Genomic DNA, 13,046 nt, shown 5'->3' on the forward strand with positions numbered 1-13,046 from the left:
TTCCTTTCTTTCATTTCTGGAAATTCTATGATTTTATAGTAACATACAGCTAGATCAGCGTAAAATTGAATATTTCAAACAAAACATTCTATTATTTCGAATTCAAGAGGAGAATATACTAATATGGACTTCCGCCAGTTAAGAACCTTCCTCAGCATTGCAAAAATGGGCAGCTTTATAGAAGCTGCCACGCATCTTGGGTATACGCCATCTACGGTAACTACTCATATAAAAAACTTAGAAAGTTACCTGGGTATTAAACTCTTCGACCGCCTAGGTCATAAAATCAATCTAACGTCTGAAGGCAGAACCTTTAAAGCTTATGCAGAGAAAATCACAAAACTCATTGATGAGGCGAAAGAAGCGGTCACACCCTCACCTATTCCTCATGGAACTATAATCCTCGGAACAGGTGAGTCACTCAGTACTTATAAAATTCCAACTTTATTACAGACTTATCGACATGATTACGCTAACGTGGAGCTCATTCTAAAATTTGAGAATTGCAGTAAAATCCGCGACTGTATTCGAAACAACGAAATGGATATTGCCCTAATCATTAACCGTAAAGTTGAAGATCCAGACTTTATAGTAAAATGTTTGTCGATTGAACCAATGCTTTTTATTACCGCCCCGAATCATCCTCTTGCTAAAAAAACAATTTCACTACAAGACCTGAGTGAAACATGTCTTATTTTGACCGAACCAGGTTGCAGCTATCGGGCAACGATTGAAAACCTGCTTCATACGGCCGATGTCACGCCTCGCTCCCGTATGGAAGTAAATAGTATAGAGTCTATTAAGCAGTTGGTTATGCTGGGCTTAGGTATTTCAATGCTCCCTCGTTTTACTGTTGAAAAAGAACTTCAAAATAACCAACTGGCTGTAGCAACACACCATCTACCTCTTCCTCAATATATGACGCAGCTTATCTATCACAAAAGAAAGTGGCTTTCACCTGCACTACGGGCTTTTATTGAAACAGTTGATCAAGCTTTTATTGGCTCACATACTTAACATAGCATTTACTTATATGACCCCAATGGGTCATAGGACCTGTAACCTCTGCCGTGCTACACTTGGTATATGGGAATTCAATCTTTTCTATTTGGGTTATAAATTATCTGGGTAACGATGTGACAAGGGGTAATTTTCCTTCACATTAAAAATACTAAGGTAAACCCCTAAAATTGGATAGACTTCCCCCCTCCCAAGATAGGTAGTTTTCCAAAACTATTCAATTTCACAGCGATCATGCACTTGAGGTCGTAGCCAAAGAATTAGGAACAAGAATCGTAATAACATCAGCACTTCCACAGGAACGGCAGGCTTTCGCGTCTTTCTGGACTTTAATAGTTGGAGGCAAGGGCTTGTGCCCAGTCATCTTCATGCATTTAGAAAGCTTTGACTTAATATTTCGGCTGCAAAGCAGACCATAATGTCTGATCTTAACAAATCGATTTGGTAGAACATGAAGAAGGAACCGTCTGGAAAACTCAGCTGCATTAAGAGTCATGACTTTGGACTTATTGCCATCCTTATAATCCCTCCAGGAAAAACTCACCGATTGACCGTCAAATGCCAGAATTCTAGAGTTACTAATCGCGACTCTGTGAGTATACCGTCCAAGATAACGAACAACATGACCCGGAGATTTAAACGGTTTCTTGCAAAAAACAACCCAATTTTTGTTGTATAATATGTTGATAAGAGAAAGGAAATTGCTTCTTAACGCAAGTTTGGTAGCCTCGTTAAAGAACGCAATTTCCCCATTGTTATAGGCCTTTTTTAAAAGGTCAAGAAATTTTCCTTTGAACTTTCTCGAAACAACTTTAACAGGGATAAAAAACTTCTTACGAGAACGGACGAAACGAAGTCCATCGTTGGAAAGTCCCCCGCCAGGGACAATACAATGAACGTGGGGATGGAATGAGAGATTTTGTCCCCACGTATGGAGGACCGTGGTGGCTCCAATCGTAGCACCGAGATATTTAGGGTCTTTAGCTAGTTCCATCAACGTATGTCCTGCAGATTTAATTAAAAGGGAATAAAGAAGTTTCTGATTTTACAAAACAAGGCTGTTAAGTTCATGCGGGATTGTAAAAACAACGTGGAAGTAACCGACAGGTAAAAGTTTGGACATTTGAGCCTCAACCCATTCTTCCTGAACAGAATGTTGGCATTTTGGACAATTTCTGTTACGGCAGGAATTGAAGGAAACGTCGGTTGAGCCACATTCCTTACACACTTGGGCATGGGAACCCAGTGCTGAGGTTCTGCAAAGTCGAATCATATGAAAGGCTTTTGCCTGATCAGGAGAAAGAGGCTTAAGCTTGACATGTTTAAAAATATCCTGAAGTTCAGTCAAACGAATCACGCCCATCAAGAGGACTTTTAACTGAGGAGATATGTTTCTTTGATAGGTGGAGATAGATTGCAGTCGATGCAATATTGGTGTGCCCCATAAGGACTTGGATCGATGCGTTGTGTCAGTATTATTTTCCAGAAGATGAGTTCCAAAGGAATGACGAAGTGTGTGGATCGTCACAGGCTGCGTAATACCGGCTTTTTTTCTAGCAACTTGAAAGACTGTTTGAGGAGTTTTTGTGGACATGGGTTGACCTTCAATGGGACCTGGGAAAAGTAGACCGGTGGGTCTGTATTGTTTCCAGTAAAGTCTGAGCAATTTGAGGTTTTCATGAGATAGAATCGTTAAACGATCCTTGTCACCCTTACCATGATTAACCCGGATCAACATAAAATATCATCCTTTCTGCATTACAAGTTATTGGCAGAAAGAATGATATCATGGATTATAGACCTTAGTTAATTTGAGAAAAAGCCACCGCGCAGCGGTTTAGTACAATGTCTCTTATGGAGAGCTCCCCATAACCGGCATTCTTTTGCAACCCACCTCTTAGAGAGGGGAACAGACCTTAGATATATTCAAGAAATTTTAGGGCACCAAAATTCTAAAACAACGGAGATCTATACCCATGTTTCTAAGAAGAGCATAGGGAATATCCAAAGTCCTTTAGACTCTTTGGAACTTAATTAGCTTAATCGGTTAATGTAGTAAGAAAGGGGAATTACCCGAAATTACCTTCGGGTATTCCCCTAAAATGTTAGAATATCCGAAATTAATTTCGGTAATCCCATAGTTATCGGACATCTAAGCTTTTATAATTCGGGTGGGATCATCTCGGTAAGAACAGAAGGTGGAAAGAAGTAGAAAATGGGAAAAAGTGAGAATGATTCATCCATTCCAAGGCACAAACGAATGAAGAGAACAGAGAGGCTTCAAGCTGGTAGACATTGGCTCCCCACGTACATAGGGAAAAATATTGTAAGGGGTTATGCTAGGCACTTTGCAGTAGATTTACTTTGTGCAGTTAAGGAATTGGAAATGTTGGGTCATCAGTTTAAGCCTGAGTATGTTGATCAATTGAAGCGGGCTATTGCAGTCCAAATAGAGCAAAATCAAGAACGGAAAAAGTTGAAAGCGGAGCAGGAAATGTTTACATCGTCTGAATCTGATGATCAATTTTGTTACATAGCGGGATATACATCTAGCGGTGCACCTTATGGAGTAACATGGGAAGAGATGGATGCCAATGAACATTGGGATGAAAACTATTTAGACGTAGGTCCACTAGAAAACAGGGATGAGACTGATGAAGAAGATGATATCCCATTCTGACAATAAGGAAACGAACGTCTGGGTAGCATTAACCGACGTCCGACAACAGCGGGTTTCCAAAATTTGAGAGAATATGAAGGTGGTAAGCAGACTTCGGGAACCCGTGAACCGTTATACGACCGGCCGCCTTCAGGCAGTACTTTGAGGGGAGGTAATAATATGCCAAGATTATTTGGTGAAGAAATTATGCTGCGCGAATACAAAAGAGAAGATTTAAAACATATAAGGAAATGGGTTAACGATCCGGAAGTCGTCAATAACCTTTCGGACATTTTTCTCCAACCTCATACGTTGGACGCAACAGAGGACTTTCTTAATTCCGTACTAAAAGGCACCAGGCAGAATACATACTGTTTTGTTATTGCTGATAAAGAATCAGAAACTTATATTGGGCAAATTGACTTATTCAACATCAATTGGAAAAACCGATATGCAGAAATAGGTATTGTGATTGGGGAAGAAGTAAATAGAGGAAAAGGGATTGGTGCCGAAGCTCTAAGGGTGTTGCAGGAATTTGCGTTTAATAGGCTCAATATGAACCGCCTTGAGATTAAAGTTCATTCATATAACACTCGGGCATATCAATGCTACTTGAAGAGTGGTTTCATAGAGGAAGGAAGATTGAGACAGATCTATTATATTCATGGTTCGTATTTTGATACAATTGTTCTTTCGATGCTTAAGAACGAATTTGAAAGCAAGATGCAAGCGCGACCCGTCGTACAACAAGGTGTTCCCGTAACTTAGCCAATATGAATGTAGTATGGCGCTACGGGAACACCCAGGACGTCTACGACATATCGTGCACGAACGCGCCATCCATGGCGCGAATAATGCTTGGGAATGTGTTATGGAGGAGTAAAGATGGAAATCAGAAAAGCAACAATTGACGATGTTAAAGATATTAGCCGTATTTATGCTTTAAGCTGGAAATTTGCATATAAAGGGATAATTCCTCAAGCCTACTTAGATGAGCTAAAAGAGGATCATTGGGAATCAGTATTTGTAGATTGGATAAAAGACAATGTTTTAACTGCAGAGATTGTATTTGAAAACGGTAAGCCAATTGGCTGTGTTGCATATGGAAAATCCAGAGATAAGTCACTCCCAGATTGTGGAGAAATTGTTTCTCTTTATTTGTTGCCGGAATATTTCGGCAAAGGATATGGTAATAAGCTGTTAGATTCTGCATTATCAGATTTAAAAGAATCCGGGTATGAAAGCATCTACTTATGGGTACTAAAGGATAATCCACGGGCAAGACGCTTCTACGAAAAAAATGGGATACGATGTAACAATGATGAATATGTTTTAGAAATTATGGGGGAGCAGCTTATTGATGTGCGATATGTTTATTCTTTTAACAGTTGTACTAAATGATTATGAAATGAGTTAATAACATCATAGTGTAATCTGGATATCTTTATGTGAATGCTTAAGGCAGCGCCCTTCATGGCGCTGCTGAGTCTGGGGTACGATACGTCGTAGAACAGCGAATTGCCGATACTTCGTCAAGATGCATGTGGGCAGGACGCGTCGGCAATTCGCGGCACGTTATCAGAAATTGCTAGGTCATTAAAGGGGGAGTAGGTTTTTCATGATTGAGAATTCTTCGACGGAAAAACGTCCTCGGTTAGAAATTCATCGGTCTTTTCTAGAAAATATTTTTGAGATAGGGGCGTTAATTGGAGTAATAGCTTCATTGATTAGTCCTATTCGAGCGTGGTCTTCCTTACCTAGCAAAATTCCAGCTCATTACAATATTTATGGGGAGATTGACCGATGGGGATCGAAGGGAGAAATATTCCTGTTAGTTCCCATCATCATTCTTATGTACATATTCCTAACTGTATTAAACCATTATCCACACCGATTTAATTACCCATTTGCTATTACTGAGCAAAATGCAGAAGAACAATATCGTTTGGCAAGGTTAATGGTTCAAGTTCTAAAAGTAGAAGTCATATGGATTTTCTTTTATATTGAATGGATAAGTATTAAAGCTGCAATGAGTAAAGCGATGGGGCTGGGAAAAGCCTTTATGATTATATCCTTAATATTAGTATTTAGTACGATAGGTGTTTACATCTGGCGGGCGTTTCGGGTCAAATAGTCGCTATTGGGTATGACTGCCCGCAACTCCAGATAGCAGAGGGTTTGGCGACAGCGGAGAGAATATGAATGTAGTAACCCGACGTCGCAAACCCTCGGGACGTTATATGAAAGTCGGCGGAACGAAAAAAAAGCAACCTGTTTGAGGCTACTTTGATGGGAAAACTTCATCATGGGTTCCGATAATATAAAGAGTGTTTATCTGGTCACTTGCCTCGGACGTTACTTCGATGATGATCCGTACCGACTTATTGACTCTAATTTCATAGAAGTTATCTGTTCCTTGAATTTTTTTATATCGTAGTGAGGGATGGCTTGGGTCGGAGATGAATAACTCAATAGATTTCTCTGCTTGTTTCGAAGTCTTAAAGTCAAGTTGCTTAAATTGCTTATCAAATTTTCGAGTAGATTTAAAGCGCCTGGTCATTGTTTAATACCGTCAAGAAATTGATTAACGGAATTAAACTCACGAACGTTACCGGAATCAACATCGTTTTTGGCCTCGAGCATATCATTTTGGACTTTATCAGACCAAAAGTATGCTTGGCTAGAAGGAACAAGTTTCATAGGTTCAATGATAATTTTATTGTTCTCCATCCTAATGTCGAGTACATCGCCTTCATTGATATTAAGTTGTTCACGGATATCTCTGGGAAGGCTTATGAGGTTTCGTTTTTGAACGAAAATTTTATGGGAGTCAATTGACATGATTATCACCTCTTTAATGTTTTGTTATTATAGTATATGCGTTATTACGTAATATTGCTAGTGAAAAGAGAGCTGTTTTAGTCAGGTATTCCTCTGGAGCGCCGACCTTCATATAAACAGAGGGTTTAGCAACATCGGAGAGAATCTGAATGTAATAACCCGAACATAACCAATGTACTTACTATTGAATTTTCGATTGATGTCGCCTAAGATATTTGCACTTCAAGAAAGAGAGAATACGAAGGTCCAAATGCTGGAGGCAGGCTTTTCACTGATCAAAACATGCGGGATGACACATGCTTCGGTAGAGAAAGTTACGAATGCAGTTGGTGGAGGAAGGTACCCATTCGGAACTGATTGCGAAAAAAGGATTGTATGAGAGATTATATGACGTTCAGCAGCAAAGCCTAGGATGGAGTCTTTAAAGGAACCCGACAGGGGAGGAGCTTTTGAGGATGTTTTCCACCAGACTATAATCCAGAATTGGAGGGACTTTGAAGAGTAAAAGCCATGAAACTGATCAGTAGAATCAGCTGCATGGCTTCAAGCATCAACTTATTTATTTTTTAGCGACTCAATCTCTTCTTCAACTTCCTGAGCGCCTTCCATATAGAATTTCTCTTCGTCGGGAGCTAACTCTTTTAATAGTCTAAGAAACTCTCCGGCGTGGACCTTTTCTTCATCGGCAATATCCGTTAATACCTCAATCGCTAATTTGTTGTCCGTTGATTCGGCTAACTGCATATACAATTGGATCGCTTCATATTCCGCGGAAATCATAAATCTAATTGCTCTAATTAATTCTTGTTCAGTCAATTTGCGGTCTTTTGCAAGCCCTGAAAATGAATTTCCAAAATCCGGCATAAATAGATACCTCCTTATTTTATATAACTATCATTGTATTTTTGTAGGAACAATTTGTCAATCTTAATGCCCTATCTTATTCGGTCACTTAGGTTTAGTGGGTGGCTTAAAGGTGGACTCCCATATTAAACGCATGATGCTGACCCTAAGCTAAAAGAGGTAGGCTGGGGTGTAGGTTAAAAACTTTCTAAGATAATACGGTGATTGAGAAGGGTCATTTCTTTAATTTTGGCTTTAATAAATATTTGCTTTCCGAAAATATCCATTAGTTTAAGGCCATCTTCACAGGGCTCAATGGTATCAACCGACTCCATGAGCATTACTTCGTTTTCTCCATCTTTGAGAAAGGCATTTGATTCACACATTGTACTTAGCTCCTTCTTTTAAGAATTATAAAAGCTTTACCAGAACAAGTCTATAAGTCGTTGCCTGGGAAAGGCTCAATTTAAGTTAAGGTCAGACCTAATAATATTGTGACGGTCAGATCAAAATATTATTAGGTCTGATGTTTCTGTAAGGATCCAAACTTTCCTTAAGGATTATGAGTCGACATTTCCACACGTAAGATGCAGGAAGAAGTTGAGGGTATTTTGGAACGCGAAATTCATTGCTTTGCAAACTATGGAAAGACAGCTGGCATGGGCTTATATGCCAATAATCACCTCCTTCGAAAAATGAAAAAGACCATGGAAAGTATGACCAGACTTAATGTCAGGTCAAGACCTCCATGGTCTCGTTTTTCATAATGAATAGTTTACTATGTTAATAATATTCTACAGGCAAGTGTTAATTCCTTCTTTCAAGAAAATAATTTTTTTTGAAAGAAGGAGTAGAGACTTAGATGCTTAGCAATGCCATGGAGATCGGTAAGCGCCTGAAGGAGGCCAAGGACCTGCTCCCCCATGGAGAATGGGGTAAATGGCTAGTGGAATCGGTGAGCTATTCCCAGCGCACAGCCAACAGGCTGATGCAGCTCTTTGAAGAATATGGAGATAAACTATTCGCTTCCGGCGATGACAGCGGCAGCTCAAATTCGTCAGCGCATAAATTATGCACCAACCATATTGATGTTACGTAAAATACGTAATATAATTATCAGATGGCAGGTGATGCTAATGAAACGACGGGACCTAGTAAAAAAGCTTGAATCCGCTGGGTGGTACCTTAAACGTCACGGAGACGAACATGACATATACAAACACGACAACCCAGTTGGAACAAGAAACTCCGTACAAGTCCCAAGACACCGAGAAATCAACGAAGTGACAGCAAGGCAAATCCTAAAAGATGCGGGGCTGAAATAGACCCCATCTCAAGGATCTATCAATAGATAAAAAATAATAAAGGAGGCAACGCTATGGTTTACGTTTTTCCCGCTATATTTACACCCACCGAAAATGGATATGCCATACGGTTTCCCGATTTACCCGGAGCCAATAGTCAGGGCAACGATCTTACAAACGCTATTTATATGGCACGTGATGCCTTAGCGACTTGGTTAGATTATCTCATAGACGAAAATGAGGTTATCCCAACTCCGTCAAGGGCAAGGGATATTCCTTTAGATGACGGACAGTTTACGACAATGATAGATATCGATATGACTGCCTATCGCCGGCATAAGAGCTCAAAGGCTGTAAAGAAAACATTATCGATTCCCTCATGGCTTAATGAAGAGGCGGAAGCTCACAATGTGAATTTTTCAGCCATTCTTCAGGAAGCATTAAAAGAACATTTAGGAATTCAAACAAATCAAAAATAATAATACAGCAGCCTTAAATCTAAAAGGTCAACTCCTTTTATGGTAATTTTAACCATTCACACAAAGTTTTTTACATCCTCGCAAAAAGACCTCCGATGGAGGTCTTGGCTAAGTAACTACTTTTTTAGTTGAATTCCAGTTGAGGCGATTTGTTTAGATGGTTCTGTTATGGTTTGTTTAATAATCTCATACTCTTTACATTTCTTCTCTAAAAGTTCAAAGTCAACAATACTTTTCACATAACCAATATTATAATTATTCATTTTCTGATTATAAATTACACTTGCGTTCTTAATTATTGCTTCAGAATTAGAGTTAATGAAGGAAATTTCTTTTAACACAAGTATCTTATAAGTCTCATCTTCTTCTTTTGTTACATCATAATTAAGTAATGCAATATCTGGAATTGGCATCATACTACTGAATTTTAGAGTTCCTTTTAATTCATTGTTTCCTACTTTATCTTTTACAACAATTCTCATTAGAGGTGGAACACTTTTGCGAATTGTTAGAATACCATCGACTTTTATATAATCAGAATCTTTTGGAGAAGAGAGCGGTATGAAATACTTGAAATCTTTGATTTGTAATACCGCTCCTAAATATTTTCTTCCATGTTTTCTATCATCTTCTTTACAGGAAAGAACTCTCTTATCGAATTGAATTAGATAATTAACATACTCATCTAATACATTATATAATCTTATTTTCTCCATTTTCTTCTCCTAAAAAAACAAGGATAAGTTTCAACCTTACCCTTGTTTCTGTAGAATTTACAGTGTCCCACTATCTGGTAGGGACTCACCTGAATTTACAGTTCCTCATTTTTTGGTTGAGAATAACCTGAATTTACAGCATTCCACTTATTGGTAGGAATTCACCTGAATTTACTTTGCAGTAAATCTTATTATTCATATTATGCAGTTTAATAAATTTGTTGTCAATAAAAACTTTACCTTTTTGTATAATTTTGTCACTTCTTACAGGAGATTCTCTCGCTAACGCCATTTTGTTTTGGTTATTAAAATTAAAAATTAGAAAAATTTAACAATAATTTTACAAAAGCATAATGGGTACTTAATACTCGTGTTATACAATAACAATAATAATTTTTTGGAGGTGTAAATAATAAGTATGTTCAAAAGAAAGAATTCCAAAGGTATCGCGTCAATAGTTGTTATTGGTACAGTACTTATATCCCTTTTGGCTGCCCAGCCGAACCTGGGGATAGCAAAGTCAGCGAACGAGGAGATTTATAAAGGAAAAACCCCAAAATATGTTTTTATGTTTATCGGAGATGGCATGAGTTATGCCCAAATTAGCAGCGCTGAAATGTATCTCGGCGAAAAATCTATGCCTGGAAAGGTCACTCCTGAGCAATTGAGCTTCACTAAGTATCCTGTTCACGGTGCACTTATGACTCAGGATTCTTCTTCATTTATTCCTGATTCTGCTTCAACTGCTACTTCTCTTGCTTCAGGTCACAAAACTTTGTCTGGTGTAATAAACATGGACGAGACTAAAACCAATGCCTACACGCCGATCACGGAAGATTTGAAGGCAAAAGGCTATAAGATTGGTATTGTAACCAGCGTTCCCATCACTCACGCTACTCCGGCAGCCTACTATGCCAAGGTGGCCAATAGGAATGATGCTTATGAAATCGGAAAACAACTGGCAGGTAGTGGATTTGATTATTTTGGCGGTGGTGATTTTGATCAAAAAAGCGGGCCAAAGGGAGCCGATCAACCTATATACGAGATTGTTGAGAAAGCAGGCTATACCATAGCCAACACCAAAGAAGAAATCCTGGCTTTAAATAACCGTTCAGGCAAAGTCGTTGCCATTGATCCAGACAATTATGAAGCAGCGTTAGACTATGAAATCGACCGCGAGGCAGACGAACTCGGTTTGGCGGATTATGTCAAAAAGGGAATTGAAGTATTAGATAATAATAAAGGGTTCTTTATGATGGTGGAAGGCGGAAAAATAGACTGGGCCAACCATGCCAACGATGCCACGGCTTCCATCTATGATACCGTCGCCTTTGATGACTCTGTGAAAGTTGCTTTTGATTTCTACAACGCCCATCCTAAGGATACTCTGATTCTTGTCACGGCTGACCACGAGTGCGGCGGTATGAGCATTGGTTATTCGTTAACAGGTTACAGCACTCATTTCGAGAAGCTTCAGCCGGTAACCATCTCTTATCAGGAATTTGACGAAATCAGTAAACTATATAAAGAAACTAATCCTGTTACTCCAAAACTAGAAGATTTAAGCGATAAGATTAAATCTGCCTATGGGCTGGATATAGCCACTCTGACTTCTTACGAATCATCTTTGCTGAGCAATGCTTTTTCCAAGTTTATGTCAACAACTACAAAACCGTCAAATGATCAAGAAAGTGTCCTTTATGGGACTTATAACCCCTTGTCTGTGACTCTCTCTCATATAATAAATAACAGGGCCGGAATCAGCTTCGCTACCTATTCCCATACAGGGGTACCCGTACCGGTTTATGCAGTAGGTACAGGTTCAGAGATGTTTGATGGGTATTATGATAATACCAAGGTTTACCACAAACTGTCGGCTATCACCAAAAGCGCACGGGCGAAGTAAATAGCAAGTAAAGACGCCCATGAATTTAGCTTGTTTTAAACGTATCAGTCCTGAGCGGGAGAAACTCGCTCAGGACTTTAGTCTTTGTAATCATCAGGAGGGGATATTTTGCAGAAGATACTTCTTGAAATGTTAGAGAAGAAAGCTGCTTATTTAAAAAAAATACCGTTAAGGGAACTTATTTTTAATCTTATTGTCATAACCTTTGTAGTATTTTTGGCACTCATGCCAACTGGATTTCAAGAGAATACCTATTCTGATAGTATGCGAGCAGTGGCTAAAGTATTGGAGGTTAATAATGATAACCTTTTGAAGACCGCAAGTTTTGTTTTTGAAGGGGAACAAGTTTGTAAAGTGGAAATTCTAGACGGTCCCTTTAAAGGGCAACAAACGTTGGCCCACAACCGGTTCATGGGCAGAATGGAAATGGATAAATCGTTCACTCAAGGGGACAAAGCACTGGTAGTCATTGACTACACTGACAAAAACATCAGAAATGTCACGATGATTGATCATTACCGAATCAATTTGGAGAGCATTCTCATCGGAATTTTTGCCATCTTCTTAATTCTGTTTGCGCGTTGGACTGGAGCAAAAGCACTGTTGTCTTTTTTAATGACTGTCTTAATGATCTGGAAATTATTGGTGCCGTTACTTCTAAAAGGGTGGAATCCGATCATTATTTCCTTGTATTTTGTAGTAACAGCCACCTCCATTATTATTTTTTTGGTGGGGGGGCTTAATCGTCAATCTATTGCAGCTGTGCTGGGTTCTCTTTCAGGAACTTTGCTCACCACCATTTTGGCCATAATTTCTGGTCACAGTTTTAAAATTCATGGTGCAGTGCTGCCTTATTCCGAAAGCCTGCTCTATGCGGGATACGCACATTTAGATTTGACCCAGATCTTGATTGCTGTAGTTTTTATCGCTTCAGCAGGCGCGGTGATGGATCTGGCTATGGACATTGCTGCTGCTGTTCATGAGGTTGTGGAAAGTAAACCGGATATCACCACGGCCGAAGCAATACTCTCAGGTCTAAACGTAGGCAGGAAAGTAGTGGGAACCATGACGACAACCTTATTGTTCGCGTACACCGGAGGATATATTTCCTTGCTGATGTATTTCATGGCTCAAGGAACGCCTGTTGTTGACATCTTGAATTTAAAGTATGTCTCAATGGAGATTATGCATACTATTGTGGGAAGTTTTGGACTTGTTGCAGTCGCTCCGTTTACAGCCCTTGCCTCAGGAATCCTTTTAACCAAGAGAGCTGTCTAA

General features: G+C 39.3%; 14 protein-coding genes and 4 pseudogenes. 12 read left to right on the plus strand and 6 right to left on the minus strand.

The genetic code is table 11. The annotated features are described in order from the left end of the window. Window positions 1-123 precede the first annotated feature (123 nt). A complete protein-coding gene (locus E4K67_RS09225; protein WP_135546129.1) occupies window positions 124-1,017 on the plus strand; it encodes a LysR family transcriptional regulator in 894 nt (297 codons plus the stop codon). 235 nt (window positions 1,018-1,252) lie between these two features. Here the strand turns inward: E4K67_RS09225 and E4K67_RS09230 are convergent. Then, a pseudogene (locus E4K67_RS09230) lies at window positions 1,253-2,368 on the minus strand (IS91 family transposase). A 129-nt stretch (window positions 2,369-2,497) separates the two neighbouring features. Next, window positions 2,498-2,758: pseudogene (locus E4K67_RS31495) on the minus strand (tyrosine-type recombinase/integrase); the annotation flags it as partial. 144 nt (window positions 2,759-2,902) lie between these two features. Here E4K67_RS31495 and E4K67_RS09240 point away from each other — a divergent pair. From E4K67_RS09240 to E4K67_RS09260, 5 genes and pseudogenes are all read left to right on the plus strand, one after another. Continuing rightward, window positions 2,903-3,058: pseudogene (locus tag E4K67_RS09240) on the plus strand (tyrosine-type recombinase/integrase); the annotation flags it as partial. Window positions 3,059-3,235: 177 nt separating this feature from the next. Further along, window positions 3,236-3,700, plus strand: a complete 465-nt coding sequence (locus E4K67_RS09245; RefSeq protein WP_135546132.1) for a hypothetical protein — start codon at window positions 3,236-3,238, stop codon at window positions 3,698-3,700. A 159-nt stretch (window positions 3,701-3,859) separates the two neighbouring features. Beyond that, a complete protein-coding gene (locus E4K67_RS09250; protein WP_135546133.1) occupies window positions 3,860-4,447 on the plus strand; it encodes a GNAT family N-acetyltransferase in 588 nt (195 codons plus the stop codon). A gap of 117 nt (window positions 4,448-4,564) precedes the next feature. Beyond that, window positions 4,565-5,080: a GNAT family N-acetyltransferase gene (locus E4K67_RS09255; RefSeq protein ID WP_135546134.1), complete on the plus strand. Its 516-nt coding sequence runs from the start codon at window positions 4,565-4,567 to the stop codon at window positions 5,078-5,080. Between the two features lie 217 nt (window positions 5,081-5,297). Next, window positions 5,298-5,813, plus strand: a complete 516-nt coding sequence (locus tag E4K67_RS09260) for a DUF1648 domain-containing protein (RefSeq protein WP_135546135.1) — start codon at window positions 5,298-5,300, stop codon at window positions 5,811-5,813. Between the two features lie 422 nt (window positions 5,814-6,235). Here the strand turns inward: E4K67_RS09260 and E4K67_RS09270 are convergent, their stop codons facing one another. From E4K67_RS09270 to E4K67_RS09290, 3 genes are all read right to left on the minus strand, one after another. Continuing rightward, window positions 6,236-6,520 carry an AbrB/MazE/SpoVT family DNA-binding domain-containing protein gene (locus E4K67_RS09270; RefSeq protein WP_135546137.1) on the minus strand — a complete coding sequence of 95 codons (285 nt, stop codon included), beginning with the start codon at window positions 6,518-6,520 and terminating at the stop codon, window positions 6,236-6,238. Window positions 6,521-7,075: 555 nt separating this feature from the next. Then, entirely contained in the window at window positions 7,076-7,384 is a 309-nt protein-coding gene (locus tag E4K67_RS09285; RefSeq protein ID WP_135546138.1) for a ferritin family protein, read from the minus strand. 176 nt (window positions 7,385-7,560) lie between these two features. Beyond that, entirely contained in the window at window positions 7,561-7,749 is a 189-nt protein-coding gene (locus tag E4K67_RS09290; protein ID WP_135546139.1) for a CooT family nickel-binding protein, read from the minus strand. 186 nt (window positions 7,750-7,935) lie between these two features. Between E4K67_RS09290 and E4K67_RS31500 the strand changes: the two genes are divergently transcribed. The 4 genes and pseudogenes from E4K67_RS31500 to E4K67_RS09310 all read left to right on the plus strand — a co-directional run bounded on the left by E4K67_RS31500 (window position 7,936) and on the right by E4K67_RS09310 (window position 9,146). Beyond that, window positions 7,936-8,130 carry a hypothetical protein gene (locus tag E4K67_RS31500; protein WP_420841535.1) on the plus strand — a complete coding sequence of 65 codons (195 nt, stop codon included), beginning with the start codon at window positions 7,936-7,938 and terminating at the stop codon, window positions 8,128-8,130. A 95-nt stretch (window positions 8,131-8,225) separates the two neighbouring features. Continuing rightward, window positions 8,226-8,426, plus strand: a pseudogene (locus E4K67_RS09300) (DUF3102 domain-containing protein); the annotation flags it as partial. A 73-nt stretch (window positions 8,427-8,499) separates the two neighbouring features. Then, complete coding sequence (locus tag E4K67_RS09305; protein ID WP_135546141.1) at window positions 8,500-8,688, plus strand: type II toxin-antitoxin system HicA family toxin; 189 nt, start codon at window positions 8,500-8,502, stop codon at window positions 8,686-8,688. Window positions 8,689-8,741: 53 nt separating this feature from the next. After that, window positions 8,742-9,146, plus strand: a complete 405-nt coding sequence (locus E4K67_RS09310; protein WP_135546142.1) for a type II toxin-antitoxin system HicB family antitoxin — start codon at window positions 8,742-8,744, stop codon at window positions 9,144-9,146. Between the two features lie 116 nt (window positions 9,147-9,262). Here the strand turns inward: E4K67_RS09310 and E4K67_RS09315 are convergent, their stop codons facing one another. After that, complete coding sequence (locus E4K67_RS09315) at window positions 9,263-9,862, minus strand: type III toxin-antitoxin system ToxN/AbiQ family toxin (RefSeq protein WP_135546143.1); 600 nt, start codon at window positions 9,860-9,862, stop codon at window positions 9,263-9,265. 418 nt (window positions 9,863-10,280) lie between these two features. Between E4K67_RS09315 and E4K67_RS09320 the strand changes: the two genes are divergently transcribed. Then, the gene (locus E4K67_RS09320) at window positions 10,281-11,768 is read left to right on the plus strand and encodes an alkaline phosphatase (protein ID WP_135546144.1); all 1,488 of its coding nucleotides are present in this window, start codon (window positions 10,281-10,283) and stop codon (window positions 11,766-11,768) included. A gap of 108 nt (window positions 11,769-11,876) precedes the next feature. Beyond that, entirely contained in the window at window positions 11,877-13,046 is a 1,170-nt protein-coding gene (locus tag E4K67_RS09325; protein ID WP_135546145.1) for a YibE/F family protein, read from the plus strand.

It is taken from the genome of Desulfosporosinus fructosivorans (assembly GCF_004766045.1).
GTDB classification, from domain to species: domain Bacteria; phylum Bacillota; class Desulfitobacteriia; order Desulfitobacteriales; family Desulfitobacteriaceae; genus Desulfosporosinus; species Desulfosporosinus fructosivorans.